This is a genomic window from Pacificibacter marinus (assembly GCF_900109555.1).
GTDB lineage: Bacteria > Pseudomonadota > Alphaproteobacteria > Rhodobacterales > Rhodobacteraceae > Celeribacter > Celeribacter marinus_C.
Window position 1 is genome coordinate 42,474 of the sequence record NZ_FNZV01000001.1, and the last position, 26,628, is coordinate 69,101.

Consider the following 26,628-nt stretch of genomic DNA (forward strand, 5'->3'; position numbering starts at 1 on the left):
TTGTGGGCGGGTTCTTTTGAGTATTTGGCCACAAAAGCCGTGATTGCTATTGAGCTGCGTTTTCGATCTCAGGCTTGATATATTTTTCCATGATTTCAACGGTAATCGGCCCCGCAAAACGATAGGTGATTTCACCATCGGCGTTCACCACATAGGTTTCAGGCACGCCGTAAAGGCCCCATTCCAGCGCCGTGCGCCCCGGCTCATCTGCGCCGACAGCCGAATATGGATTGCCCATTTCGGATAAAAATCCAAGCGCAGCATCCGCTTTGTCTTTATAATTGATCCCGTACACAGTGACGCCTTCGCCCGCCAGCGCTTCAAGCTGCGGATGCTCGGCGCGACACGGCGCACACCATGAAGCCCAGTAGTTGACCAGTTTCACGTCGCCCGTGCGCAGCATGTCGTCGCTCAACGGCGCAAGGTCGCCAAGCTGCGTGACATTTTCAATCGAAGGTGCCGCTTTGCCCGCTTTGGCCGAGGGCAATTGATTGGGATCATCGCGGTTCATACCGAATATAAACAAGCTCGCCAAACCTGCGAACATCAAAGGCGGCAGGGCCATCAACGGGGAAAACTTAGCCATTGGATTTACGACGCTCCTCAGCGGATTTAAGACGTTTTTTGATTTTTGCCGATTTGCGCAAAGACAGAATGATCAAGCCGCCAAGCAACACAAATGTAATGCCATAAGCGGCAAGCACATCGCTGGCGTATTTCCCAAGATCAGGCATCATCCTTGCACCCTCTCGCGCATTTCGATGGCATGCAAGCGGCGGGCACGGACTTCGGTGCGGGTGCGCAGTAAAACCAATGCGATAAACAGTAACACAAAGCCCGCAAGCGACACCAAAGCCGGATACCAAAACACGTCGGCAACGTTTTCTTGTTTGTCCAACGATAGAGATGCGCCTTGGTGCAGGCCTTGGTTCCAGAAATTCACCGCATAGCGTGACAGCACTGCAAACACGGACCCTACAAGGCACAAAACCGATGTCAAATCTGCTGCAGTGTCAGGGTCTTCAATCGCTTCCCAGAGCGCTAAGTATCCAGCATAAAACAAAAATAAAATCAAAAATGATGTTAATCGCGGATCCCATTCCCAATAGGTACCCCACATAGGTTTGCCCCAAATCGCGCCCGATGCCAGTGCAATCAGCGTCATCACCAGCCCGATAGGCGCTGCAGCTTTCGCGGCCAAAACAGACACGTGATGACGGCGCACCAACCAAATCAACGACGCAACCAGCATCATCAACCATGCGTTGATCGCGATCATTGCAGAGGGGACATGGATGTAGAAAATCTTGACTGTGGCCCCTTGGCGGTAGTCGTCAGGGACAAAGAAAAACCCCCAAACCAATCCCGCCACGAACAAAACAGCAGCAGCCACAGCAATCACCGGCAGGGCCTTATCGGTCCAAGCCATGAACTTGCGCGGATTTGCCCATTCCCAAATCGAGGCCATCTATTTCTCCCATTTTCGCGCCTACAGTACGTGCAAGCGCTGGTGATCTCAACTCAACAACGCGTCAACGTAACGCAATACGAATGGCTGCGGCTGCGGCAAAGGGCAGCATGGCAATCGCCCCTGCCGTGATCCCAGCTTGCATAAGCAAAGGCGTGGTCACTTCGAAACCCCGTGCGCCACGCCGCACCACTTCGGCCCCGAAAATCAGCGTTGGAATATACAGCGGCAACACCAAAAGACTCATCAACAATCCGCCCCGTTTCAGCCCCACAGTGATTGCAGCGCCAAAAGCACCGATGATTGACAGCGCTGGCGTGCCGATCAGCAAGGTGATGATCAGCCAACGATAGGCGTCAGTATCGAGGTGCAGCAGCACGCCCAAAAACGGTGCGGCAATGACCAATGGCAAACCCGTGGTGATCCAATGCGCCAGCGCTTTCATCGCCACCAATCCCTCTAAAGGGACAGGGGCCGTGGCGAGCAAATCAAGCGATCCGTCTTCATAATCAAGGGCAAAAATACGGTCGAGCGACAGCAGACATGCCAGCAAAGCCCCGACCCATAAGATGCCCGGAGCAATGGCTGCAAGGCGTTCTGAATTGGGCCCGACACCAAAGGGGACAAGCGTCACAAGGATCAAAAAGAACCCAAGACCAAGCCCAAATCCGCCGCCCGCGCGTAGGGCCAATGTCAAATCACGCAGTAAAAGCCGGATCATAAAAAGGCCTCATCAAAGGCACCTGTGGCTGTTTTTGGGTCTGCACGAAATGGCGTGACATCGAGCACCTGCGCTTGCAAACCAAGATCGATATGGGTGGCAACAATCATCGCACCACCAGTTTCAAGATGCGCCTGAACAGCTGCAGCAAACAAAGCCACAGAAGCCGTATCAAGCGACACAGTTGGTTCATCGAGCACCCAAACTGGCCGCCCCGTGACCAACAAACGCGCAAGACCCAAGCGGCGTTTTTGCCCTGCAGACAGATTGCCCGCAGGACGGTCCGCGAGAGGGTTCAGATCAAAAGCGGTCAAAGCCGCATCGATGCCCGACTGACCGTAAACACCGGCCCAAAACGTCAGATTTTCAGCGGCGGTCAACGTGGATTTCAACCCATCTGCATGCGCCCCATAAGCGACCGCATCGGGGGCGCAGATCACCTGCCCTGCCAATGCGGGTTGCAAGCCAGCGAGCGTGCGCAAAAGCGTTGTTTTACCCGCCCCATTGGGGCCACGCAAAATCAAAACCTGCCCTGAGGCGACAGAAAAATTCAGTCCCTCCAGCACAGGAACTCCGCCGCGCGCAACGCTCAGATCCGTAACAGATAAAATGCTCATGGCGTTGAGACTACTCGCATATGGCGCGACATCAAACGGGTAAGAGTGCCACAGCGACGCGCCGACCCTCTGAGGCCAAAATGTTATAGCTGCGGCAGGCTGTTGGGGTTGCCATCACCTCGGCTCCGATGCCGACAGCATCCAAAGCGCTGCGCAATGCGGGCGGCAAATAGGCCAGACCAGTACCGGTGCCAAACACGATAAAATCAACACGGGTTTCGAGCGCCAAAAGCGGGGCAACATCATCATAGCCGCCCCAAGCACGCGCCTCGGATTCCATCAAAATCATCGCACCGTTATGTAGTTGACCTTGGACACGAAAAAATCCGGGTCCATAGCTGTCGATGGGCACTGCGCCGTCGAATGCCATTTCGTTGATATGCATCACGCTCTCCCGCTGTTGATGTGTCGTGTCAGTATGCGCCCCAAGGCAAGCAGCGCGTTAAACCGCGCTGCCATCCGTTTGAATTCCAGGTGTCGGATCTTTCTTTTCCCAATCGCGTTTCACACCCAGCCACAGCAAGATGTTCGATGCGATAAAGACAGAAGACCACGTCCCCACGACCACGCCAAGCGTCATGGCAAAGACGAACCCGCGGATCACGTCCCCGCCCAAAACAAGCAGTGCGATCAAGGCAATCAATGTGGTGCCAGATGTCATGATTGTACGCGACAATGTTTCGTTGATCGACAGGTTCAAGACACCCGCAAGTTCGAGCTTTTTGAACTTACGCAGGTTTTCTCGCACACGGTCGAACACCACAACAGTGTCATTAAGCGAATAGCCCACGATGGTCAAAAGCGCCGCGATAATGGTCAGGTCGAACTGGATTTTAAAGATCGCAAAAATACCGATTGTGATGGCAACATCGTGCACCAAAGCAACCACTGCACCCAAAGCGAACTGCCATTCAAAGCGCAACCAGATGTAGAACAAAACCGCGCCGATCGCGGCCACAACAGCCAAGACAGCAGTTTTGATCAATTCCCCTGAAACCTTTGGTCCGACAGATTCCACAGACGGGAATGTAATTGTAGGATCAACAGTTTGCAGCGCCTCTTCGACAATGGCGATGGTTTCTGGTGTCACAGATGACACGTCATCTTGTGCTTCGATACGCACCATTGAGACGTGTTGATTTTCGTCAAAATTCGGATCAAACACTTCGGTGATCGACACATCACCAAGCCCCAAAGGTTCCATCGCGGCACGGTAATCGGCAACGCTGACGGCACTTTCAGACTGCGTACGAATGGTTGTGCCTCCGCGGAAATCGATGCCGAAATTCAACCCCAAAGCAAAGAAGGCAATAACAGCTGCGATCACAAAAGCGCCAGACAGGCCAAAGGTGTATTTCCCCGATTTAAAGAAATCGACGGTGGTGTTGTCGCGCACAAGCTTGATGCCTTTGAGCGTCCAGCCTTTACGGTTTTTACGGTGGTACCAAATCGCGACAATCGCGCGGGTCACATAGATCGCCGTGAACACCGATGTCAAAATGCCCAGAGCCAACGTCACGGCAAAGCCTTTTACGGGGCCAGAGCCCATGACGAACAAAATCGCAGCCGTGATAAAGGTGGTGATATTGGCGTCAACGATGGCGGACAGGGCTTTTTCATACCCCAACTCAATTGCACGCCCGACCCCTTTCGAGGTCTTCAATTCTTCGCGGATTCGCTCAAAGATCAACACGTTGGCGTCCACAGCCATGCCCACGGTCAACACGATCCCCGCGATACCGGGCAAGGTCAATGTCGCGCCGATGACAGACAAAAAGCCGAACAAGAGCGCCACGTTGATGATCAACGCGATGTTGGCAAAGATACCGAACAGCCCGTAAGCCAGCGCCATAAACACCAACACAGCCGCGAAAGCGATCATTGTTGCGATTTTACCTGCGGCGATGGAATCCGCGCCCAGTTCTGGGCCGATGGTGCGTTCTTCAAGGAAATTGATTTTGGCGGGCAACGCCCCTGCGCGCAGCAAAACTGACAGCTCAGTGGATTCTTCTACCGTGAAATTGCCCGAAATCTGACCAGACCCACCACGAATGGCCTCGTTGATGCGAGGGGCTGAAATCACTTCGTTATCAAGCACAATCGCAAAGGGCGCGCCGACGTTGGCAGCTGTGTAGTCACCAAATTTGCGTGCGCCAGTCGGGTTGAACCGGAACGTCACAGCAGGCGTACCATTTTGGTCAAACGCAGGTTGGCTGTCCGTCAGCTCATCCCCAGTGACAACAGGCGTGCTTTCCAAAATGTAGTACACGCCGTTGTCCGCAATATCAGGCGCGATAAAATTACGCGCGCCAGGGGCTTGGTTGGCGTTAGAGGTTTGGCCCACAACAGGATGGAATGTGAGTTTCGCCGTGGTGCCGATCAAAGATTTCAGCTCAGACGCTGATCCAATGCCGGGCACCTGAATAAGAATACGATTGTCGCCTTGGCGCTGGATCGTGGGTTCGCGTGTACCCACTTCATCGACGCGGCGGCGAATAATTTCAAGCGATTGCTGCATGGTACGCGTGTCTGTTGCGGCTTTTTCAGCTTCAGACAACTGCACCGTGATCACATCGTTTTTAGCGCTCACATCAATGTCATCTTGCCCAGCTGATGTCAAAGACACCACAGGCGTGCCCAAATCCCGCACCGTTTTCAGCGCAAGTTCCATCTGATCTGCGTTTGAGATTCGCACCCGCAACAGCCCGTCAGGCGCATCCACGCGGCGGATCGTGCCAACAGTGTCGCGTTCATCACGCAGCGCATCACGCACCGCTGGCCAATACCCGTCCATGCGTGCGGCATACACTTCGTCGACATTCACTTCCCCCAGCAAATGCGCCCCGCCACGCAGATCAAGGCCGAGATTGACAAGATTTTCCGCCATCCAAGTTGGCCAAGCGTCGCGTTCAAACGCCAGTTCTTGTGTTTCCCCCGATGTCTCAATCGCTGCGATCGCGTCATTGTGGCTTTCGACACGTCCGTAAAATGCGTTGGGCATCGCGGCGTAAAGGCCAAGGGCGACAAGGCCCCAAATGACGATCCGTTTCCAAAGGGGGAAGTTGAGCATGAGACTGCCTATCAGGAAGGGCGCGGGTGCGCGGGTTATTCGGTAAGGGTCGTAAACGACCAAAGGCCCGCCGATATGCGAGCCTTTGATTTAATTTTCAAACGCTTAGGATGCTGGCTCTGTTTTTGAAACAACATTGGCCAATGTGCCTTTAAGTACGCGGACTTTAACGCCCTCAGCCAATTCAACTTCCAATTCGCCGTCGTCTTTTACTTTGGTCACTTTGCCCAAAAGACCGCCAGCCGTCACAACTTGATCACCGCGACGCACCGCTTCGATCATTGCTTTGTGCTCTTTGGCTTTCTTTTGCTGTGGACGGATCATGAGGAAATACATGATCGCGAAAATCGCAATAAGCGGCGCGAATTGCATAATTGGGTTTGCGCCTGCGCCGCCTGCGGCCTGTGCGAATGCTGGAGATACGAACATGTTTTCGTCCTTTGTCTAAGCTGCGCGGGGTCTGTCCCGTCGCTGTAAATTTCGTCGCAAAAAGCGGTCTTCCGCCCTTCAAGTCGCGCGCACACTATGCGTCTGCGCGGGACTTGGCAAGCGGGCCTATCACCTGCTCAGCTTTGCCCCGTGCCCAAGATTAATCCCGTGACAAACGCGCGTTTCATGGATGATATAGGGAGGATTTTACGGAAATGAATTGAGTAGACTTAAAAATGTCTGAGAAAAACGAATTTGAACAGTTTTTGTCGCAGGTGGATGGGGTGGTGTTTCACCCCTTAACGCTGGGGTTTGTTGGTTTTGCTGTGCTTAGTTCGGTGATTGTCTTTGCGATGAACAACGCTAAACATGGAAAATCAAACCCACTCAAATTCTCAGAGACCCTTTGGCTCAACTACGTCTATTGGTTCGCGATCTTCTTTGCGCCGATCCTCGCGATCATCTTTGTATCTATTTTGGCGATGCTCACGCAGGTCGGTTTTCGAATTTTGTCAGGAAACACCATGCAAGGCGAAGCCGATAACCTGCGCTGGTATGTTTTATCATTTGTTGGGTTGCTCACAGCGCTAGGCGGTATCATTGGCACACCGCTCGCATTGATCCGTGTACATACGACAGAGCGGCAGACAAAGACGTCAGAACAAAACCTGTTAACCGACACCCTAAACAAAGCTATCGAAAATCTAGGAGCTTCCAAAGCGCATAAACGACAGGTTGGGGGAGGTACAATAGAGACAACAGTTCCAGCTTTGGAAAAGCGCATTGGCGCAATATTAGCTCTAGAACGTTTGGCATCGAACGACCTACAAATGCACATCGAAATAATGCGAATTATCACTGCATACCTTAGGACCGAAATCACAGAGTTTTCGCCCGCCAGTGATAAAAAGGAGAAGACAGAAACTGTTCCGCTGCGAGAAGACTTGAGCGTCGCATTGGCAGTACTATCCAGACGCGGCGAAGCACAGAGGCGATTGGAGAACCGTGAAGCATTTGTACTCGAGCTAGACAATACTTGCTTTGCAAACTTGCGGATATTGGACGTCAGCTTCGAGGGCATTTCTTTAAACAAATGCTTGTTTTCAAATTGCTACATAAGGAATGTGGAATTCTCTAATTGTAGCATTCATGTGGCCAATGCCTTTAACACTCGGCTTGAGCAATGCTCGTTCGAACAAACCGAACTCGTAAACACTAGATTTCAAAGCTGTAAGTTCTCCGATTGCGACTTGGGTGCAGCAGCAAACATAGGTGAATCTTCTTTCATCAAAGTTGACTTCCGTAATTGCTCAATCCCTAAACAGTTTTTGGATACTGGCTTTTGGAAAGAACTGACCAACTGCTGGTTTTATTCGTGTGACTTATCGAATCTAGATTTTGAAGAACCTGAAGACCTTGAAACGATTTGGGGCGATCAATTCACCTTACATCCTCAAACATATCAGGGATATGATCCGAGCTTAGACCTGGATACGGATTTTTTTGACGAAGAGCTCGTAAATATTCCGATGGAACGCCCAAAAAATTGGGAGCCTATTAGTCCACATGTACTCAATGATTTTAAAGAGCACTAATCGCAGGCAACAGAGAACTACAACTAGCACCCCTGCTTGATCCCATTCGCGCGCTATTGCATAAGCAGCACAACAGACATCCAATCCAAGGACTCCCCCGATGCATGACATCAAAGCCATTCGCGAAAATCCTGATGCTTTTGACGCGAGCCTTGCGCGCCGTGGGTTGGATGGGATGTCCTCAGACATTTTGGCCATCGATGCGGCCCGCCGTGCGATGATTGTTGCCGCCGAAGATGCCAAGGCAGCACAAAACAAAGCCTCTAAAGAGGTCGGCGCAGCCAAAGGCCGTGGCGATGAGGCAGAATTTGAACGCCTGCGCGCGCTTGTGGCCGAAAAAAAGGCCGAAGTCGCCCAGTTGAATGAAGACGCAAAAGCCAAAGATGCAGAGCTAAATGACGTCTTGGCCCGCATTCCAAACTTGCCAGCAGCCGACGCGCCCGATGGTAAATCCGAAGACGACAACGTCGAAGTCAAAACATGGGGCGATGTGCCGTCATTCGACTTTGACGCACGCGAACACTTTGAAATCACATCGGTCACAGCCTCAATGGATTTCGAAACGGGCGCGAAATTGTCAGGCACGCGCTTTGTTGTGCTCAAAGGCGGCGTGGCACGCATTCACCGCGCTTTGGCACAATTCATGATCGACACCCACGTCGATGAAAACGGCCTAACGGAAGTCAACACTCCCGTGATGGTGCGCGACGAAGCGATGTATGGCACTGATAAGTTACCGAAATTTGGCGAAGACAGCTACCAAACCACAAACGGCTGGTGGTTGATCCCGACCTCAGAAGTGCCTTTGACCTATTCCGTCGCGGGCGACGTTTTGGATGAAAGCGCTCTGCCGATCCGCATGACAGCGCATTCTTTGTGCTTCCGTTCAGAAGCGGGATCAGCGGGCCGCGACACGTCCGGCATGTTGCGCCAGCACCAGTTTGAAAAAGTCGAAATGGTATCCATCACGCACCCAAGCGCATCTGACGCGGAACAAGCGCGGATGTTGGGCTGTGCTGAGGGCATCTTGGAAAAGCTCGGAATCGCGTATCGCACGGTTGATTTGTGCACGGGCGACATCGGGTTCGGCGCGCGCCGCACATTCGATATCGAAGCATGGTTGCCGGGGCAAAATGCCTACCGCGAAATCTCAAGCGTTTCCACCACGGGCGACTTTCAGGCGCGCCGCATGAACGCACGGTTCAAGCCCGCTGACGGTGGCAAACCTGAGTTTGTGCACACGTTGAACGGTTCAGGTTTGGCAGTTGGCCGCACATTGATTGCGGTGCTGGAAAACGGTCAAAATGCCGATGGCACCGTGACCTTGCCAGCTGTGCTTGCGCCCTATTTGGGCGGCAAAACCACGCTCACGCTGGACGGCACACTCGCCTAAACGCGGGTCATATTAGAACGTTAGAACACCAAAAGCGGCGCGCTCTTATGAGTTGCGCCGCTTTTTTCACAATTACCTTGCATAAAACTGAGCCAAATGATCGCCTCAACCGTATCCAGTGAAAAGAAAGGACATTTCATGCGTCTCAAGGCCTTTTTCCTTGCTCTTGCCACCATCGCCTTTGCCGCGGGGCCGTTTTTGGTGCCGCAATTTGGTGGTTTCGATCCCGGTCTTTACCCCTATCCGCAAATTGACCCGCCTGTGCAGCCCGCGGGCTATGCCTTTGCAATTTGGGGCGTGATTTATCTATGGCTGTTGATCCATGCGAGCGTTGGGCTGCTCAAACGCAATGATGCCGACGACTGGGACCCGATGCGCGCGCCGCTGTTTGTGTCATTGCTTTTGGGCGCAGGGTGGTTGTCGGTGGCCGAAATATCACCTGTTTGGTCGCAGGTGATGATCTTTGCTATGCTGGCGACAGCCTTGGTCGCGATGCAACGCGCGCCCGTGTTGGACCCATGGTTGGCCCGCGCCCCCGTGGCGCTTTATGCGGGATGGCTGACGGCAGCCAGTTTTGCAGGGCTTGGATTGCTGGGCGCGGGTTACGGTATTGTTTTAGGCGAAGTCGGTTGGGCGTATTTGTGTTTGATCGGGGCCTTTGGCACGGCGCTTTATGGTTGTAAACTGCGCAGCGACGCGCCGTTTTATCCGCTTGGGGTAGCTTGGGCTTTGGTCGCTATAGCATTGAAAAACTGGGGAGATCACTGGGGGCTTGTCGCCCTTGCGGGGCTTGGCGTCTTTGTATTGGTGGTGATGAGTTTGCGTGCCTTTCGGGTTGAAGGCGATTTGACCCGCGACATTTAAACCGCATTTACGCCGCCGCGTTGCCTATGATTTCAAAAACAACGCGGCGGCGCGCGCCACTTCATCGACCTTGTCTGACATCGGCAAATGTTTGTCGTAGATGACTTGTAAAGGCACCCAAGCAGCATCCATCGCATCGTCATCCGCCACAGGCACGCCGCTGTCATAGCGGCACAAAACAGCCCCCAAAACAAAGTGATGCGTGACCGCGCCATCGGCGTCTCGGTGAATAAGTTCGGCCGTGTCCAACAGCGTCACAGCCGTGGCACGCACGCTGGTTTCTTCATGCAATTCACGCACTGCGGCCTCGGCAAAACTTTCGCCAAATTCCACATGCCCGCCCGCATACCCCCAAGTGCCCGCATCTGGCGGGTTCTTGCGTTGCACCAAAAGCGCCTGATCTTGATGGATCACGACCGCCAAAGCGCCAAGTTTGGGGACTTGCCCCATCACTCGGCCGCTTTGCGGGCTTTGATTTTATCCAACATCGGTTTCAGATAGCGCCCTGTGTGCGAGTCTGCGACTTCGGCCACCTGTTCGGGCGTGCCTGTCGCCACGATCATGCCACCGCCATCGCCGCCCTCTGGGCCGATGTCGATGATGTGGTCCGCTGTTTTGATCACATCCAAGTTATGTTCGATCACGATCATCGAATTGCCCTGATCCACCAACTCATGCAGCACTTCCAAAAGCTTTTTGACGTCTTCGAAATGCAGGCCTGTTGTTGGCTCATCAAGGATATACAGCGTGCGCCCAGTTGAGCGTTTGGCGAGCTCTTTTGACAGTTTCACCCGCTGCGCTTCGCCGCCCGAAAGCGTCGTCGCCTGTTGCCCCACTTTGATGTACCCAAGCCCCACGCGCATCAACGCATCCATCTTGTCGCGGATGCTTGGCACGGCTTTGAAAAACTCTTGCGCGTCTTCGACAGTCATATCCAAAACATCGGCTATGCTCTTGCCCTTAAACTGAACTTCCAAAGTTTCACGGTTATAACGTGCGCCTTTGCAGGTCTCACACTCGACGTAAACATCGGGCAAAAAGTGCATTTCGATCTTGATCACGCCATCGCCTTGGCACGCCTCACACCGCCCGCCTTTGACGTTGAACGAGAACCGCCCCGGCTTATATCCGCGAGCTTTGGATTCCGGTAGACCCGCAAACCATTCGCGGATCGGCGTGAAGGCACCGGTGTAGGTCGCGGGGTTGGATCGCGGTGTGCGCCCAATGGGGCGTTGATCAATATCAATGACTTTATCAAGGTGCTCAAGACCCTTGATCGTTTCGCACGGTGCGGGCGTTTGGCGCGCGCCGTTGAGGCGCATGGACGCTGTTTTAAACAGGGTTTCCAACGTCAAAGTCGATTTGCCGCCGCCGGACACACCAGAGACCACAACGAACATGCCCAAAGGAAATTCCGCTGTGACATTCTTTAAATTGTTGCCTGTGGCCTTAACCACTTTGATCTTTTTCTTGTTGCCCTTGCGGCGCTTTTCGGGGACTGGCACTTCGCGTTTGCCCGTCAAATAGTCTCCCGTGATCGAACCCTCAGTTTGTTCAATTTCCAGCGGCGTGCCTTTGGCAACGACTTGCCCGCCGTGCACACCTGCGCCTGGGCCGATGTCGAACACATAATCTGCCTTGCGGATCATGTCTTCGTCATGTTCCACCACAATCACTGTATTTCCTTGATTTCGCAGGTTTTTCAAGGTGCCAATCAAGCGATCATTATCGCGTTGGTGCAGACCGATAGACGGTTCATCAAGCACATAAAGCACGCCTTGCAGGCCAGACCCAATCTGAGACGCCAAACGAATACGCTGGCTTTCGCCCCCTGACAGAGTGCCCGAATTGCGCGACAAAGACAGGTAATCCAAACCAACATTGTTGAGAAACCCAAGCCGTTCGCGGATTTCTTTGATGATGGCTTTGGCGATTTCTTGCTTTTGCTTGCTCAGGCTGTCGTTGATGCCATCGATCCACGCATAAGCTTCTTTGATCGACATTTGCACCACTTCACCCGCGTGCAAGCGATTGTTTTCAGGTCCAATTTTCACGGCCAATGCTTCGGGTCGCAAACGGTATCCGTTGCACGCGCCACAGTGGCGGTTGTTTTGATAGCGTTCAAATTCTTCGCGAATCCAGTTGGAATCTGTTTCCCGGTAGCGACGTTCCATGTTTGGGATCACGCCCTCGAAAGACCGCGAGACCTCGTACACACGGCCGCCTTCGTCGTAGCGAAACTTGATTTCTTCTTCGCCAGAGCCGCGCAAAAACACGTGTTTCACCGCCTCGGGAATGTCTTTCCAAGGGCTGGAAGCTTTGAAATCGTAATGCTTGGCAATTGCTTCAATTGTCTGGCGGAAATACGGAGATTTGCCTTTGCGCCACGGTGCAATCGCTCCGTCGTAGACCTTGAGCGACGCATCAGGCACCACTAGACGCTCATCGAAAAACAACTCGACCCCAAGCCCGTCACACTTTGGACAGGCCCCGAACGGCGCGTTGAATGAAAACAATCGCGGTTCGATTTCGGGGATGGTAAAACCAGACACTGGACAAGCGAAGTTTTCAGAGAATGTCAGGCGCTCGACATCCCCCTCGCCCTCACGCGGTGCGGTTTCCAAAATGGCGATGCCGTCGGCCAGATCAAGCGCTGTGCGCAGGGAATCCGCCAGACGGGTTTCCAGCCCCTCACGCACCACAAGACGGTCGACAACCACGTCGATATCATGGCGATATTTTTTGTCTAATGTAGGCGGCTCATCGAGTTCATAAAACTCACCATCCACCTTAACGCGTTGAAAGCCCTGTTTGCGTAAGTCTAAGAATTCTTTACGGTATTCCCCTTTGCGGTCGCGCACGATGGGCGCCAACAAAAAACCACGCGTGCCCTCGGGCAAGGCCATAACGATATCGACCATGTCCTGTACCTGTTGCGCTTCAATCGGATCACCTGTGGTGGGGCTATAGGGCGTGCCTGCACGTGCAAACAACAAGCGCAGATAGTCGTAAATCTCAGTCACGGTGCCCACAGTAGACCGTGGGTTTTTCGAGGTGGTTTTTTGTTCAATCGAGATCGCAGGAGACAGCCCCGCGATGTGATCAACATCAGGTTTCCCCATCATATCAAGGAATTGGCGCGCATAGGCGCTTAGCGATTCCACATATCGCCGCTGCCCTTCGGCATAGATTGTATCAAACGCCAGCGATGATTTGCCCGACCCAGACAGCCCTGTGATCACAACCAACTGATCGCGCGGAATATCCACGTCGATGTTTTTGAGATTGTGCTCGCGCGCACCTCTGACTTCGATTGATTTCAGCTCTGCCATGTGCCTGCCACCCGTATAAATTCACCCAAAGCCCAAGGCTTTTCACATATCTAGCGTTCAATGCCCCGTGTTCCAATAGGAAAAAGAGAACATTTGTGGAACATACACACTCTGTTGAGGGAAATCGCATAATTTAGCCAGATGCGCGCAATCGCACCCCACATCTGCCGTCTTGAGATAGATTTACACCAAAGCAAATATGCTTATTCCGCGGCCTCAGTCACAGCCCCGTCAAATGTCGCTTGCTCTGCCGCAGCCATCTGCCCGCCTGCATTTGGCTCGTCTGGGCCAAAGTAAACATCACGCCGCGCCGAAAACCGCCCTGCGATAAAGCGCATGAATTCGGTGACGCGTGGCACATGGCGCAGATCAGGATGGGTAAGCACCCAGATCGGAAAATGATCGTCCAACGCAAATTGCGGCACACGCACCAACTTTGGATCACAACTGCCAACCAGATGAGTGCACCGCACCACGCCCAACCCAACATGGGCCGCCGACAAAGCGGACACCATATCATCGGTTTTCAATGCAATTTTACAGCTCGGCATATTGGCAAACAGCGTTGGCGGGCACACATTGTCCCAAGCCGTAAAGCCGATATAGGGCAGTGGAGTTTCAACGTCTTTCCCACTCAAAACATCGGCGTATTCTTCCAAAAAGGCAGGCGATGCAAACCACCCTGCCCGTTGCTGCACCATCATCCGCCCCCAAAGACTTTCTTCAGGTGAACTGCTAACGCGAATGGCGATATCGGCCTCACGTTTGTGCAAATTCAAAACATCGGTAGAGCCGCGAATTTGAATATCGATAAAAGGGTGCAACCGTTTGAATTCTTTTAGGTCTGCTGCAAAAATATCGTCAGCCACCAGCGGCGGCATGGTGATGCGCAACTCACCTTCTTCAGTTTCATCACGCGCCGCCAAAGCAATATCTAGCGCCACCATACGGGCCTCGACTTCTTCGGCGTGAGCTATGGCAACCTTGCCCGCTTCTGTCGCCTGAAGCCCTGAAGCCAGCCGTGTAAAAAATCGCACGCCCGCAGTCTCTTCGGCACGCGAAAGCTGCCGAGACACCGTAGCATGGTTGACGCCCAAAACACGTGCGGCGCCCGAAAGGCCGCCCTCACGCGCAACGGCGAGAATATATCTTAAAGAATCCCAATCTGTCATGCTCGGAGCATATGAGTGCTTTCATTTGCGCACAAGCGCTACGGCACAGCCTCGCAAAAAAGAACATCACATCATCAGGCGCACATCCTCATATCGCAAACGCAAAACGCCGCCCAAAGGGACGGCGCAGTGCAAAATCAATGGATTATATTAGATATGAATGGCACGCCCATATGCATCGAGCACGGATTCATGCATCATTTCCGACAAGGTCGGATGCGGGAACACAGTTTGCATCAAGTCTTCTTCGGTGGTCTCAAGTTGACGCCCGATGACGTAGCCTTGGATCAGTTCTGTGACCTCGGCCCCAACCATATGAGCACCCAAAAGTTCGCCTGTGGCCGCATCAAATACGGTTTTGACAAACCCTTCGGCCTCGCCCAAGGCCACGGCTTTACCGTTGCCAATAAAGGGGAATTTACCGACTTTAACCTTGTAGCCAGCTTCGATCGCTTTCGCTTCGGTCAAGCCAACTGAGGCCACTTGCGGATGACAATATGTACAGCCGGCGATGGAATTCGGCTTGATCGGATGCGCTTTTTCACCTGCGACCAATTCGGCGACCATGACACCTTCGTGCGATGCTTTGTGCGCCAGCCATGGTGCGCCGGCCACGTCGCCAATCGCGAAAACACCGTCCACGCCTGTGCGGCAGTATTCGTCCGTGACGATGTGTGTGCGGTCGACTTTGACGCCCAGCTCTTCCAGCCCCAAGCCTTCAACATTGCCGACGATGCCAACAGCAGAAATCACAGTATCGAATTCGTGCTTTTCAATTTTGCCATTGATTTCAATGTGCGCCACGACTTTACCGTTGCCGCGATCAAGCTGTTTCACGCCTGATTTTTCCAAGATCGTCATGCCCTGTTTTACGAATTGTTTTTTCGCAAATGCAGAGATGTCTTTGTCTTCGACGGGCAGCACGCGGTCCATAACTTCGACCACAGTCGTGTCAGCGCCGAGCGTATTGTAGAAGGACGCGAATTCGATGCCAATCGCACCAGAGCCGATGACCAAAAGCTTTTTCGGCATGCGTGTCGGCACAAGCGCTTGGCGGTAGGCCCAAACCAGATCGCCGTCGGCCTCAAGACCGGGCAATTCACGCGCGCGCGCGCCGGTGGCCACGATGATGTTTTTGCCCACAAGCGTCTCTTCGCCCGCGTCGGTTTTCACAATAACTTTGCCAGAGCCAGCCAATTTGGCTTCGCCCATAATGCTTGTGACTTTGTTCTTTTTGAACAGACCTTTGATGCCAGCATTCATTTGCTTGGCGACACCACGTGAGCGCTTTACGATGGCATCCAGATCGAAACTGATTTTTTCAGCAGACAGACCATAGTCTTTGGCGCGTCCCATTTGGTGAAACACTTCGGCAGAGCGCAGCAAAGCTTTGGTCGGGATACATCCCCAATTGAGGCAAATGCCGCCAAGGTTTTCACGCTCAATACAAGCGACCGAAAGACCGAGCTGCGCAGCCCGAATTGCGGCGACATAGCCGCCTGGTCCAGCGCCAATTACAACGAGGTCAAAAGATTTGTCTGCCATGGGGATCCTCCCGAAACCATATTTAGTTTGATACTAAACTATTCCAGAATTTCGGGCAACGGGTCGCATGCAATTGACTGCGAAATCCTGCATCCCGCCTGATGCATAGCTCAGACGGGAAACGCATAGGGCGTTAAAGTTCTATTTTAAACAGCGTGTTAAGCGGCAATTTGGTCTAAGTTTTCCAACGCAAACCTATAGCCACCCTTGGCCAAAAACTGTTCTTCGGCTTGATTTGTCGCCCGTCCTAGCGCGTCATTGCGGTATGGAAAGCGTCCAAATTCGCGGATCACGTTGCGATGCGCTTGGGCGTGGCGCAATTCTTGCCCGCTGGCAGACATCCGCTCTTTGTACAAACAGACATTGCGTTCTTGGTCGGTCAAGCATTCGGAATGCATCAATGGCAGATAGAAAAACTGGCGCGCTGGAGCGTCGATTTTCATATCCCAGCCCTTTGAAATCGCAACTTTAGCCGCAGCCAAAGCAATACGATCAGAGGCAAAGCTATTGCCCTCTCCGCGAAACATATTGCGCGGCATTTGATCGTTGAGAATGATATAAGCCAAAGCGCCTGAGGCGTAGGTGAGCCAAAGAGAATACGCGCCATCTTGGGCATTTTTCCAAGCGGGTAAAAACCGATCCCGGATCTGCTGATCCAGTGCAGGACTGCTGCTATACCAATCCTTGGGGCTCAATTCATCGAGCCAATAGGACAAGACATCGTCTGGGGTGATTGTCGACTGTAGCGGCTGAGTTTTGGCCATTGCCTCTCTCCATGATGGCGTGTCGTTACATAAAAGCGTTACAAACCCACAAGTTGGGTGCAAGCATATCGTATCAACGCGGCAGGCCTATTTAGGATCGTTGCGCAATAGAGACACAAATGGCCCAACCACGGCCTATTCAGCTGCAGTTAGGGCATCTTCGGCGTCATCTTCCGCTTGTTCGATCGCCCATTCAGAGGCCACCTCAGAGGCAACGGGCGTGGCAGATGGCATAACAGCGACATAGGCTGCGGTGTCTTCGACAGGAATTGCGGCACGACGTGTCATCCGCCACCCAGCATAACTGGTGACGCTGAGCATCAAAAGTGCTTGCAAGCCCCAGTACCCAGACGGGCCAACAACCCCCATAAGCCAACCTGCCACAACAGGACCACCAACAGCTCCGACGCCGTTGATGAAAATCAGCCCCCCCGAAGAGGCCGCCATATCATCAGGTTCAAGGTAATCATTGGTGTGAGCAATCAGCAAAGAATACAACGGATTGGCCATGCCACCGGCAACAAAAGCGACGCCAAGCGCCACATATAGAACTGTGCCGAACACAACTCCGACCAGACACACAACGCCCCCCACAGCAGCCGCGCCCAAGATCACAAGGCGGCGATCCATGCGATCTGACATCCAGCCAATCGGAACTTGGAACACCACAGCGCCGATGTAGATGGCTGCAATAAACAGTGAGACTTCGGGCAATGAAAAACCCGCTTGGATGGCGTACAAAGATGCCATGCCCATTTGCGCGGCAAAAACGCCACCCATCAAAAACATACCAACGCAGCCCAAAGGCGACACTTCGTACAGTTTGCGCAATGTCATTGGTTTGGAGGTCTCGAACGGCGGTGTTGGAATCACCGAAAGCAAAATCGGCGCAAACGAGATCGAAACCAACACAGACGGCACGATGAACAAGATGTAGCCAGAGGGATCACCAAGTGCCAGCACCCCTTGAGCGATGACCATTCCCACCATTTGCACCATCATATAGGCGGACAATGTTTTGCCGCGCACTTCGTTGGTGGCGGAATTGTTAAGCCAGCTTTCCGCGGTGACATACACGCCAGAGAAACAAAACCCCAAGGCGATGCGCAAAAACGTCCAGACCCAAGGGTCTGTTAATGTTGGAAAAATGATTAAAGCGGCAGAGATAAACGACGCCAAAGCAGCAAACACCCGCACATGACCGACGCGGCGGATCAGGTGTGGTGCGATTTGTGACCCGCCCAAGAATCCCAAAAAGTAGCCAGACATCACGATAGAGATTGAAAAGGTTGAAAACCCTTCGATGCTGCCACGCACGCCCAAAAGCGAGCCTTGCAGACCGTTACCGATCATCAAAAAGAGCATTCCAAGCAGCAAAGCTGACGATGAAGCAAGAACTTGGCGCATGATTGAAGACCTTATGACTGAGCGGACACACAAAACAACAAAAGAGACGCCCCTTTAGCTGTGATATCACTGCGGTTGAACGCCAGCGATATATGAGGACAAGTTGCTTAGAAAGGGTTTAAATTTCGTTGGGCAAAAGCAGCGATGAATCACCATATGAAAAGAACCTATATCCATTGTCTATGGCATGGTCATAAATCTGGCGAATACGCTCTTGCCCCAAGACGGCAGACACCAACATCATCAACGTGGATTTGGGTAGGTGAAAGTTGGTCATCAACGCATCAGTCACATGAAACTCAAACCCAGGACGGATGAAAATATCTGTTTCTCCCAAGAAAGACGCAATGGCCCCCGTGGGGCGTGCGGCGCTTTCAATCAATCGCAGTGCGGTGGTGCCAACTGGAATCACACGTCCGCCAGCAGCTTTGGTCTGTGCGATTTCAGTGGCAGCTTGGGCAGACACTTCGCCCCATTCCGCATGCATCTTATGGTCATCCACATTGTCGACTTTGACGGGTAAAAACGTGCCCGCGCCCACATGCAGCGTCACATAGGTGATCTCAACGCCTTTGGCTTTCAATGCCTCCAACAACGGGGCATCAAAATGCAAAGACGCCGTCGGGGCCGCCACAGCGCCAAGGGTTTTAGCCCAGACGGTTTGATAGTCTTCTTTGTCTTGGGCGTCAGCTTTGCGCAGTGCTTCGATATAAGGCGGCAATGGCATGGCACCCGCCGCATTCAACGCCGTGTCAAAATCATCGCCAGACAAGTTAAAGGTCAAAAATGCGGCCCCGTCTTCTTTGCGCTCTAAACGCGCAGACAGATCATCAGAGAACCGCACATCTTCGCCCTCTTTCACCTTTTTCAAGGGCTTCACCAAGGCGCGCCACTGCCCTGCAGTGGACTGTGGTTCGAGCAAAGTGACCTCGACGCGGGCCTCTTGATACCCCTGCGCCGTGTCGCGCCCCCGCAGACCTGTCAAACGGGCGGGCAATACTTTCGTGTCGTTCAAAACCAAACGGTCGCCTGCCCGAAACCAATCCACCAAATCGGTCACATGCCCGTCAGTGATCTGTGTGGGCGTGGCCACCAAAAGCCGTGCAGAAGAGCGCGGCTTTGCAGGGCGTGTCGCGATCAGCGTTTGTGGCAGGTCAAAATCAAAATCCGAAAGTTTCATAGCATCCCTTATATATGATCTATGCGCGACATTATTGCGGGGTAACGGCGCGGGGCTTTTTACGGAAAATCCCCCGCAACGCCCCGGGTGTAAGAATAGACAGCGGATTGACCCCAATCGAAGGATTGGACACCGCGCCGTTGAGCGTGAAGTTAAAGCCAAAAAGCCCCTCGCCTTTGCGCGATACTATCTGGCCGATGCCATTCAAGAAATAGATCGGCGAAATCACCCCTTGCAGATCGATCTGCTTTGACGCGATCTCATAGATGCCATTCGCCGTAATCCCCAAAGACGGGCCTTCGGCGCTGGCCGATGCGATCGTAATGCGTTCGGGTTGAATGGTGAACCCACTGACGATTTCAGCGAAATTGATCCCGGGGCCAGACAATTGTTCCAGCAAGCCAACAACAGACACCAGCGACAACAACTCGGCCAGTTTTGGGGCAGACAGCACTTTCATATTTTCAATACGCGCTGCCCCGTCATAACTTTTGTCTTCGCGGCGCGACTTAAGCGTCATCGCCAAAGTGCCGCCAGTCGCTTTTTCAAGCAGCCCCATTGCCACAACGGCTTTGCCCGCATCTTTGGCTTGCACTGAAATGACAGGCCCAAATTCGCCTGGGCGCACTGAGCCCGTGATCGGTGCACTGCCATTTAAGCGCCCAGAAAATTGCCCTGATGTGCCGCCATTTTGCGTGAGTGACGCGGACACCCCGTGCAGCGCGATGCTGTCAGTGATGATCAAACGATCCAGAACCAATTCCACAGGCCCAGATGCCCCAGAACTGCCAGACGTGTTGCCAAGCGGCGATGTTGACAGGTTCAACGTGCCACCGCCAAGGCGCACCGCAACAGGCGTGCCAGCCCCGCGCCCCACCAAGGTGACAGAGCTGTCCAGCCACGTGCCAACTTTAAACGTTTCAAAGCGCAACCGATCCAGCGCCCCCGCAGATGTAAGCGTCACCGAACCTTGCTGGGCGCTCAATCCGGGGGCTTCAATCGACAATGACGACACGGCTGGCACAAGGCCCGCCGTGCCAGAAACTTTGAACAATCCTGTGCGTTGCTGTGCTTTGGAAAAGCCAATGGAAGGCACCGAAAGGCCCAGCCCGTCCATCTCAGATGTTATTGTAAACGCGGGATCTTTGCCTTTTCGCAAAGCGACATCCAAGTCCCCTTGAGCCGCGCCAGACACAGTGCCCTTGGGCAAATCGATCTGGAAAACATCCAAAAGCGTCTGATTGATCGTCACAGATCCCGCAATATTTGAGACCCCGCGATGCTCTGGCCCAAAGGCTTTGCGCCAAACCGCAGACGCCCGCGCGCCCTCTACATCGACAACGCCAGATAGACTTAATCCAGTCGGATCAAGCGCCAAAAGCATGTGCGGCGCGCGCAGGTTTTTCCCCGCCAAAAGTTGATCCGACGACGCCTCGGTGATGTCGCCCGTGATGTTAAAATCAACATCGCTCAACTGGATTTTCTTGATCAATGGAATGGACAACTGCCCTGCCAACTGCGCCCGTCCCTGCGCGACATCAGCGCCAAAGGCCGCTTCTTTCAGCACATCAAACGGCTTTTGCGCCATCAACGACAGCGCAGCCTCAACGTTTGATGAGGTCTCAAGCTGCACCCCTAAGGTTGCAGGCTTGATGTTCAACTGCGGGATGCGCAAAACAGTGCCTGCAACATCAATATAACCACCAGAGGGGGCCGAAATAACGCCCTCTTGCACCACAACGGTCAAAGTATTGCCCGCAATCGTACCATACCCCGCCCCAGCTGTGACAGGTGGCAATGTTTTCATGAAACGCACCTCTGCGTCTTCAAAGTTCCACCCCAAATGGGTTTGTGGCGTCTGCGCCCCGGGGGCAAGTCGCACTGATACACCAACGTCATTGTACACGCCCGCAGTGATATTGGTGTCCAACCACACACGGGTTTTCGGGGACACGCTTTCGGGCCAAAATGACATTAAATCAGCGACTTGCATAGAATCCACCGCAGCATCCAACGACATAGACCATCCGTCAGGCGTGGCCTTGGCACCACCGCTGCCCCGCACCCACAGATCACCACGCCGTAACGCCATTTGCCCCAATTGCACCGAAAACGGATCGAGTGTCAGTTGCAAATCCAAAGCACCTTCATCGAATTCTACGGGCTGGGTAAAGATGTCTTTCGGGTCCGCAGAAAAGCGATCAATGTCAAATTGACCGATAAAGTTGGTCGGAAAATTCCCATCAAAATCACGCAGCAACAAATGACCGCGCCCAGCAACATCGAACGTATCTGAGCGCAGCGATATTTCGGGAAACGACAACCGCTCAGCAACTGGATCGTAATCAAAATAGCCCTTGGCGCCGTCGAAATTCAGAGGCGTTGCCCCCTCTCCAGCAACCAGTTGGCCCGCGCCAATCTCAAGCGTTCCCGAATAACTCGATAACAATCCGCTTGCATTCACCTGTGCGCGCATTGCGGCAGAAATAGGCGCGTCTAAAACGGATAGGAATGACAAAGCAGGGCTTTGCTGCGCCATGTCCAACGCTGGTGCATTGTGGACATTCAACGCGACAGTCGTTTCCAAAGATCCCTTTTGCGTGGCAAACCCAAGTTGCAATCTGGCCAGATCTTCGGTACCGTTGAAGACATCAAAATCCATAGAGATATTAATATCTTGAGGTGAATTGGTCAGAGTGATCGACGCATCAGTGGCCAGCCAAATCCGGTTGGATCGCGCGTCTTCCAAGGAAATGGTCAGGCCCCGCGCTTCAACGGTTTGCACGTCCCGAAACGGGTCGGTTGAAAAAGCGGTATCGATGGCTTTCAGCACATCTTCGGCTGAACCAACCGTGCCAGACGCACCACCAAAATCAAGCGCAAAACTGCCATCCGCGCGACGCCGCACGACGATCTGAGCGCCCGACAGACGCAGTTTTTGTGGTGTCAATTGGCCCGATTTCAACTGATCAAACGAAAACTGGGCCTGAAGTTCATTCAAACGCGCAATTTCAGAACCAGAGGGATCGATGATGCCGACATTATGCGCATGGGCGCGCGGCACAAAATTCTTGTCCACGCTCACAATGATCTGTCCGACGGACACCTTTGCATCGCCCAAGTCGCGGTTTATTTGTCGCTCGATGTGTTTGGTTAGGGGCGTTGGCAAGACAATATCTTGGCCTGTCAGGGCCAAAATCGCGAGCCCCGCCAAAAGCGATAGAAAAATGAGCATAGAGAAAAACCACAACCCGAACCGGTGGGCATGATGGCGTTTCTTGTGTCGACGATTGACTTTACCTGCTGGCGTCGCCTGCGGGTTTTCTGCATCTGTGTCAGATGACGTGTCAGCCGCTTTGGGGGCTTCAGAGGTTTGAGACACAGGATCACTGTTTTCGCCTGCGCCGCTAGATGCCGCGCGGGTTTCATTCGGAGAACCATCAAGATCAGGCGTCTTGGCCATAGTACGTTTGGGTCTTTCGGTTTCGGCAGCGCTGAACTGACGCTCAGCTTTGGATTGAACTTGCAGCATTTCCGCTTAGAACTGAAGCCCAACAAGATGCAATGGTCAAAGCGGCCATTTTCAGCGACAAGTGCATAAAATAACACCGCAGAAAAGGAGTCCCCATGCTTGAAATTGGAACCCTCGCCCCAGATTTCACTTTGCCCCGCGATGGCGGCAGTGACGTTTCGCTTGCTGAATTGCGTGGTAAAAAGGTCGTTTTGTACTTTTACCCCAAAGACAACACCCCCGGATGCACGACAGAAGCATTAGATTTCACCGCGTTGAAAGCAGAATTTGAATCCGCGAATACCGTTGTGATGGGCATATCGAAAGACAGCCTAAAAAAGCACGAGAACTTTTGTAAAAAGCACGACTTGGGCATTCCTTTGTTGTCTGATGAAAATGGAACGATGTGCGAAGACTATGGTGTTTGGGGTGAAAAATCCATGTACGGCAAAACCTATATGGGCATCACGCGCACCACCTATCTTATTGATAAAAAAGGAAAAATAACTCATGTTTGGCCCAAAGTGAAAGTCAAAGGTCACGCATCTGAGGTTTTGGACGCAGCAACATCATGACCCGCACGCTTGCTCAAATGGCCACTGATGTTTTGCTGACGGCAGATGGTCGCGAAAAAACGGCTTTGTCCCATAAATATGCAGCGTTATGGCGGGCCAGCCGCGCAGACGGTGCCAAACCCATAGATGTCGGCACGGCCAATCCACCTCTGCGCCCCGCGCGCCCGGCCAAGCCTGAATTGCTGTCCCCGCGCGATGTGCCCAAACGCAAACCGGGCACGCCAGAGGGGCGAATCGCGATTTTACATGCCATTGCCCATATCGAATTGAACGCGGTGGATTTGCATTGGGATTTAATCGCAAGGTTTTCGCATGTGCCGTTTCCTATCGGATTTTTTGACGATTGGGTGCGGGCCGCTGACGAGGAATCGAAACACTACAATCTGATGTGTGATCGTCTTGAAGCACATGGCAGCTATTATGGTGCCCTGCCCGCCCACGCAGGTATGTGGCAAGCGGCTGAAGATACGATTGACGACTTGATGGGACGTTTGGCCGTGGTGCCAATGGTGTTGGAAGCCCGCGGTCTGGATGTCACGCCGGGCATGATCAAACTGTTTCAACAGGCCAAAGACAAAGACACCGTCGCAGCGCTGGATGTGATCTATGCCGAAGAAGTGGGCCATGTGTCTTATGGCTCGAAATGGTTCCACTTTTTGTGCGGACGCGAAAACATTGATCCGAAACCTGTATTCCACGCCTTGGTGCGCAAGTATTTTCATGGCGGACTAAAACCACCGTTCAATGACGAAAAGCGTGCCGAAGCGGGCATTCCACCTGATTTCTATTGGCCGCTCGCGGACGAAATCACAAAACGCTAAGACGGGTGCCGCAAGGTATGGAATACCATATGTTGCGGTACACCTGCCAAACGCCCCTAACAGCGCCGCTCACATTTTAAATATCCGTGGCACAGCACGCTTTGAAGCTGCACAATTTAGGCAAAAAACCGCCAACAAACAGGCATTTCGCGCTCAAACTTCATCAATATGGGCAAAGGGATTGCCCCAGACCAAATCGTTTTGTAACACGTTATTAACCGCTGTGTGCTAACGATGGAACTTGGCATATCAAAAGGCGGATCTAACGGGACACGAGGGACGGTTTCTTGACAATAAAGCCAATTTACAAGCTTAACACCTTGCTTGAGCGCTATTTTCCTGAGCAACGGGTGTTCCTGCGTTCAGATCATGAAACACGTTATGTGCGCCTGTCTCCTGTGACGCAGCTTCTTGGGTTCACGGGCACAACGATTTTAGGCGCTTGGTTGATCATCGCCTCGGCAATCATACTGATGGACAGCATCGGGTCAGGCAACCTGCGCGATCAGGCCTCACGCGATTTGGCTTTGTTTGAAAGTCGTGTGAATGAATTGGCATCAGAGCGCGATATGCGCGCCGCCGAAGCCGCAGCAGCGCAAGAGCGTTTCAACACAGCCTTGGCGCAAATTTCGACGATGCAATCTGAACTTTTGTCCTCAGAAGAGCGCGTGCGTGAACTTGGCAAAGGCATCACCGTTGTTCAATCCACCCTGCGCCGCACGATGAAAGATCGTGACGCAGCGCGCGCCAACACCGTCACATTACAAGCCAAACTTGATGGCACAGACACAGGCCCCAAAAGCGTTGATCCCGAAATTATTGGCGAGACAGTTGATGTGCTGTCTGCCGCGTTGACATCAACCGCTGTCGAGCGCGACACAATGGTTATGTTGGCCAATCAAGCCGAACAAGTTGCCCAGACATTGCAAGATGATCTGCGCCTGATGGAAGAAAAGAACGACCGTATTTTCTCTCAACTTGAAGATGCTGTTGTGGTGTCGGTCGAACCGCTTGATAAAATGTTCACGGCTGCGGGGCTCTCCACAAAAAGCCTGTTGAATACAGTGCGCTCTGGATTGTCTGGCCAAGGTGGCCCGCTGACCCCGATCACATTTTCGACCAAAGGCGGCATTCTTGACCCTGACAGTCTGCGTGCCAATAGCATCATTGAGAAAATGGACCGTTTGAACATGTATCGCATTGCCGCACAAAAAGCGCCATTTGCTTTGCCATTGAAAAGTTCATTCCGGTATACATCTGGCTTTGGCCAACGCTGGGGACGCATGCACGAAGGCACAGACTTCGCAGCCTCCTACGGCACACCAATCTATTCTACTGCTGACGGCGTTGTCACATTTGCGGGCTGGTCCACCGGATATGGCCGTCTGGTCAAGATCCAACACGAGTTCGGAATTGAGACACGTTACGCGCACCAATCACAACTTATGGTCAAAGTTGGACAAAGGGTCTCGCGTGGTCAGCAAATCGGTGCTATGGGGAATTCAGGCCGCTCCACTGGTACTCACCTCCACTACGAAGTTCGCGTAGGCGGAAAGGCCGTTAACCCGATGACCTATATTAAGGCTGCCAACGATGTTTTCTAAAAGCAGAATCAACGAGACGGGCCCGTCAAAAGGAACCGACGACGTGACTTCAACTGATGTGGCTGCGGCCTCAAAATCTCCTGCGCCGAAAAAGACGCAAGAATTCACTCCAACTGCACCAAAAGCCAAACCGCCAGCATCCGTGCTGTCCAGCGACTTGACGATTGTGGGCAACCTCAAAACAACCGGCGATATTCAAATCGAAGGCACTGTTGAGGGCGACATCCGTGCGCACCTGTTAACCATTGGTGAAACAGCCACGGTACGCGGTGAAGTCATGGCGGATGATGTTGTGATCAATGGTCGCATCATCGGTCGTGTGCGCGGTTTGAAAGTGCGCCTGACCTCATCTGCAAAAGTCGAAGGTGACATCATTCACAAGACCATCGCGATTGAAAGCGGTGCGCATTTCGAAGGTTCTGTTCAGCGTGCTGACGATCCTTTGACCACAAGTTCACAAAACAAAGTCCCAGGTGTTGCGTCTTCAGCTCCTAAGAAAGCTGATCCTGCGAAAGCTGGTCCGACGTCCTAATCCGGATTTCATCTAGACTTCAAAAGCG

General features: G+C 53.0%; 23 protein-coding genes. 7 read left to right on the top strand and 16 right to left on the bottom strand.

The annotated features are described in order from the left end of the window. Positions 1-46 precede the first annotated feature (46 nt). The 8 genes from BM025_RS00195 to yajC form a co-directional block, all read right to left on the bottom strand. Positions 47-586: a DsbE family thiol:disulfide interchange protein gene (locus BM025_RS00195; RefSeq protein ID WP_085847490.1), complete on the bottom strand. Its 540-nt coding sequence runs from the start codon at positions 584-586 to the stop codon at positions 47-49. Then, entirely contained in the window at positions 579-737 is a 159-nt protein-coding gene (ccmD, locus tag BM025_RS00200) for a heme exporter protein CcmD (protein ID WP_085847489.1), read from the bottom strand. The genes BM025_RS00195 and ccmD overlap by 8 nt, the downstream gene beginning before the upstream one ends. Next, on the bottom strand, positions 734-1,468 hold the full coding sequence (locus BM025_RS00205) for a heme ABC transporter permease (protein ID WP_085847488.1): 735 nt from the start codon (positions 1,466-1,468) through the stop codon (positions 734-736). Before BM025_RS00205 ends, ccmD begins: the two co-directional genes overlap by 4 nt. A gap of 64 nt (positions 1,469-1,532) precedes the next feature. Beyond that, complete coding sequence (gene ccmB / locus BM025_RS00210) at positions 1,533-2,189, bottom strand: heme exporter protein CcmB (protein WP_085847487.1); 657 nt, start codon at positions 2,187-2,189, stop codon at positions 1,533-1,535. After that, positions 2,186-2,806: a heme ABC exporter ATP-binding protein CcmA gene (gene ccmA / locus BM025_RS00215; RefSeq protein ID WP_085847486.1), complete on the bottom strand. Its 621-nt coding sequence runs from the start codon at positions 2,804-2,806 to the stop codon at positions 2,186-2,188. Before ccmA ends, ccmB begins: the two co-directional genes overlap by 4 nt. A 31-nt stretch (positions 2,807-2,837) precedes the next feature. Further along, positions 2,838-3,191 carry an Mth938-like domain-containing protein gene (locus tag BM025_RS00220; protein WP_085847485.1) on the bottom strand — a complete coding sequence of 118 codons (354 nt, stop codon included), beginning with the start codon at positions 3,189-3,191 and terminating at the stop codon, positions 2,838-2,840. 57 nt (positions 3,192-3,248) lie between these two features. Further along, positions 3,249-5,876 carry a protein translocase subunit SecD gene (gene secD, locus BM025_RS00225; protein WP_085847484.1) on the bottom strand — a complete coding sequence of 876 codons (2,628 nt, stop codon included), beginning with the start codon at positions 5,874-5,876 and terminating at the stop codon, positions 3,249-3,251. Positions 5,877-5,981: 105 nt separating this feature from the next. Next, positions 5,982-6,305 carry a preprotein translocase subunit YajC gene (gene yajC, locus BM025_RS00230; RefSeq protein WP_085847483.1) on the bottom strand — a complete coding sequence of 108 codons (324 nt, stop codon included), beginning with the start codon at positions 6,303-6,305 and terminating at the stop codon, positions 5,982-5,984. Positions 6,306-6,541: 236 nt separating this feature from the next. Here yajC and BM025_RS00235 point away from each other — a divergent pair, with 236 nt between their 5' ends. From BM025_RS00235 to BM025_RS00245, 3 genes are all read left to right on the top strand, one after another. Beyond that, complete coding sequence (locus BM025_RS00235; RefSeq protein WP_085847482.1) at positions 6,542-7,900, top strand: pentapeptide repeat-containing protein; 1,359 nt, start codon at positions 6,542-6,544, stop codon at positions 7,898-7,900. Between the two features lie 100 nt (positions 7,901-8,000). Next, positions 8,001-9,293: a serine--tRNA ligase gene (serS, locus tag BM025_RS00240; RefSeq protein ID WP_085847481.1), complete on the top strand. Its 1,293-nt coding sequence runs from the start codon at positions 8,001-8,003 to the stop codon at positions 9,291-9,293. Between the two features lie 138 nt (positions 9,294-9,431). Further along, a complete protein-coding gene (locus BM025_RS00245; protein WP_085847480.1) occupies positions 9,432-10,157 on the top strand; it encodes a hypothetical protein in 726 nt (241 codons plus the stop codon). A 24-nt stretch (positions 10,158-10,181) separates the two neighbouring features. Here the strand turns inward: BM025_RS00245 and BM025_RS00250 are convergent, their stop codons facing one another. The 8 genes from BM025_RS00250 to BM025_RS00285 form a co-directional block, all read right to left on the bottom strand. Beyond that, positions 10,182-10,607, bottom strand: a complete 426-nt coding sequence (locus tag BM025_RS00250) for an NUDIX hydrolase (protein WP_085847479.1) — start codon at positions 10,605-10,607, stop codon at positions 10,182-10,184. Next, positions 10,607-13,489, bottom strand: a complete 2,883-nt coding sequence (gene uvrA, locus BM025_RS00255) for an excinuclease ABC subunit UvrA (RefSeq protein WP_085847478.1) — start codon at positions 13,487-13,489, stop codon at positions 10,607-10,609. Before uvrA ends, BM025_RS00250 begins: the two co-directional genes overlap by 1 nt. 203 nt (positions 13,490-13,692) lie before the next feature. Continuing rightward, positions 13,693-14,661 (bottom strand): LysR family transcriptional regulator, encoded by a 969-nt coding sequence (locus BM025_RS00260; protein ID WP_085847477.1) that lies wholly within the window; start codon positions 14,659-14,661, stop codon positions 13,693-13,695. Between the two features lie 150 nt (positions 14,662-14,811). Next, entirely contained in the window at positions 14,812-16,206 is a 1,395-nt protein-coding gene (gene lpdA / locus BM025_RS00265) for a dihydrolipoyl dehydrogenase (protein ID WP_085847476.1), read from the bottom strand. 158 nt (positions 16,207-16,364) lie between these two features. Continuing rightward, complete coding sequence (locus BM025_RS00270; protein WP_085847475.1) at positions 16,365-16,970, bottom strand: DUF924 family protein; 606 nt, start codon at positions 16,968-16,970, stop codon at positions 16,365-16,367. Positions 16,971-17,105: 135 nt separating this feature from the next. Beyond that, a complete protein-coding gene (locus BM025_RS00275; protein ID WP_085847474.1) occupies positions 17,106-18,377 on the bottom strand; it encodes an MFS transporter in 1,272 nt (423 codons plus the stop codon). A gap of 118 nt (positions 18,378-18,495) precedes the next feature. Continuing rightward, positions 18,496-19,557, bottom strand: coding sequence for a tRNA preQ1(34) S-adenosylmethionine ribosyltransferase-isomerase QueA (gene queA, locus BM025_RS00280; RefSeq protein WP_085847473.1), 1,062 nt, complete (start codon positions 19,555-19,557; stop codon positions 18,496-18,498). Positions 19,558-19,588: 31 nt separating this feature from the next. After that, the gene (locus BM025_RS00285) at positions 19,589-23,089 is read right to left on the bottom strand and encodes a YhdP family protein (protein ID WP_085847472.1); all 3,501 of its coding nucleotides are present in this window, start codon (positions 23,087-23,089) and stop codon (positions 19,589-19,591) included. A 95-nt stretch (positions 23,090-23,184) separates the two neighbouring features. Here BM025_RS00285 and bcp point away from each other — a divergent pair, with 95 nt between their 5' ends. From bcp to BM025_RS00305, 4 genes are all read left to right on the top strand, one after another. Continuing rightward, the gene (gene bcp, locus BM025_RS00290) at positions 23,185-23,643 is read left to right on the top strand and encodes a thioredoxin-dependent thiol peroxidase (protein WP_085847471.1); all 459 of its coding nucleotides are present in this window, start codon (positions 23,185-23,187) and stop codon (positions 23,641-23,643) included. Next, positions 23,640-24,464, top strand: a complete 825-nt coding sequence (locus tag BM025_RS00295) for a ferritin-like domain-containing protein (protein ID WP_085847470.1) — start codon at positions 23,640-23,642, stop codon at positions 24,462-24,464. Before bcp ends, BM025_RS00295 begins: the two co-directional genes overlap by 4 nt. Before the next feature lie 287 nt (positions 24,465-24,751). Beyond that, complete coding sequence (locus BM025_RS00300) at positions 24,752-26,068, top strand: M23 family metallopeptidase (protein ID WP_085847469.1); 1,317 nt, start codon at positions 24,752-24,754, stop codon at positions 26,066-26,068. Beyond that, complete coding sequence (locus tag BM025_RS00305; protein ID WP_085847468.1) at positions 26,058-26,600, top strand: bactofilin family protein; 543 nt, start codon at positions 26,058-26,060, stop codon at positions 26,598-26,600. Before BM025_RS00300 ends, BM025_RS00305 begins: the two co-directional genes overlap by 11 nt. The last annotated feature ends 28 nt before the right edge of the window (positions 26,601-26,628 follow it).

Bases quoted from the DNA above. Each gene is read 5' to 3' on its own strand.
- BM025_RS00195 (WP_085847490.1), bottom strand. From the start codon at position 586: ATGGCTAAGTTTTCCCCGTTGATGGCCCTGCCGCCTTTGATGTTCGCA.
- ccmD (WP_085847489.1), bottom strand. From the start codon at position 737: ATGATGCCTGATCTTGGGAAATACGCCAGCGATGTGCTTGCCGCTTAT.
- BM025_RS00205 (WP_085847488.1), bottom strand. From the start codon at position 1,468: ATGGCCTCGATTTGGGAATGGGCAAATCCGCGCAAGTTCATGGCTTGG.
- ccmB (WP_085847487.1), bottom strand. From the start codon at position 2,189: ATGATCCGGCTTTTACTGCGTGATTTGACATTGGCCCTACGCGCGGGC.
- ccmA (WP_085847486.1), bottom strand. From the start codon at position 2,806: ATGAGCATTTTATCTGTTACGGATCTGAGCGTTGCGCGCGGCGGAGTT.
- BM025_RS00220 (WP_085847485.1), bottom strand. From the start codon at position 3,191: ATGCATATCAACGAAATGGCATTCGACGGCGCAGTGCCCATCGACAGC.
- secD (WP_085847484.1), bottom strand. From the start codon at position 5,876: ATGCTCAACTTCCCCCTTTGGAAACGGATCGTCATTTGGGGCCTTGTC.
- yajC (WP_085847483.1), bottom strand. From the start codon at position 6,305: ATGTTCGTATCTCCAGCATTCGCACAGGCCGCAGGCGGCGCAGGCGCA.
- BM025_RS00235 (WP_085847482.1), top strand. From the start codon at position 6,542: ATGTCTGAGAAAAACGAATTTGAACAGTTTTTGTCGCAGGTGGATGGG.
- serS (WP_085847481.1), top strand. From the start codon at position 8,001: ATGCATGACATCAAAGCCATTCGCGAAAATCCTGATGCTTTTGACGCG.
- BM025_RS00245 (WP_085847480.1), top strand. From the start codon at position 9,432: ATGCGTCTCAAGGCCTTTTTCCTTGCTCTTGCCACCATCGCCTTTGCC.
- BM025_RS00250 (WP_085847479.1), bottom strand. From the start codon at position 10,607: ATGGGGCAAGTCCCCAAACTTGGCGCTTTGGCGGTCGTGATCCATCAA.
- uvrA (WP_085847478.1), bottom strand. From the start codon at position 13,489: ATGGCAGAGCTGAAATCAATCGAAGTCAGAGGTGCGCGCGAGCACAAT.
- BM025_RS00260 (WP_085847477.1), bottom strand. From the start codon at position 14,661: ATGACAGATTGGGATTCTTTAAGATATATTCTCGCCGTTGCGCGTGAG.
- lpdA (WP_085847476.1), bottom strand. From the start codon at position 16,206: ATGGCAGACAAATCTTTTGACCTCGTTGTAATTGGCGCTGGACCAGGC.
- BM025_RS00270 (WP_085847475.1), bottom strand. From the start codon at position 16,970: ATGGCCAAAACTCAGCCGCTACAGTCGACAATCACCCCAGACGATGTC.
- BM025_RS00275 (WP_085847474.1), bottom strand. From the start codon at position 18,377: ATGCGCCAAGTTCTTGCTTCATCGTCAGCTTTGCTGCTTGGAATGCTC.
- queA (WP_085847473.1), bottom strand. From the start codon at position 19,557: ATGAAACTTTCGGATTTTGATTTTGACCTGCCACAAACGCTGATCGCG.
- BM025_RS00285 (WP_085847472.1), bottom strand. From the start codon at position 23,089: ATGCTGCAAGTTCAATCCAAAGCTGAGCGTCAGTTCAGCGCTGCCGAA.
- bcp (WP_085847471.1), top strand. From the start codon at position 23,185: ATGCTTGAAATTGGAACCCTCGCCCCAGATTTCACTTTGCCCCGCGAT.
- BM025_RS00295 (WP_085847470.1), top strand. From the start codon at position 23,640: ATGACCCGCACGCTTGCTCAAATGGCCACTGATGTTTTGCTGACGGCA.
- BM025_RS00305 (WP_085847468.1), top strand. From the start codon at position 26,058: ATGTTTTCTAAAAGCAGAATCAACGAGACGGGCCCGTCAAAAGGAACC.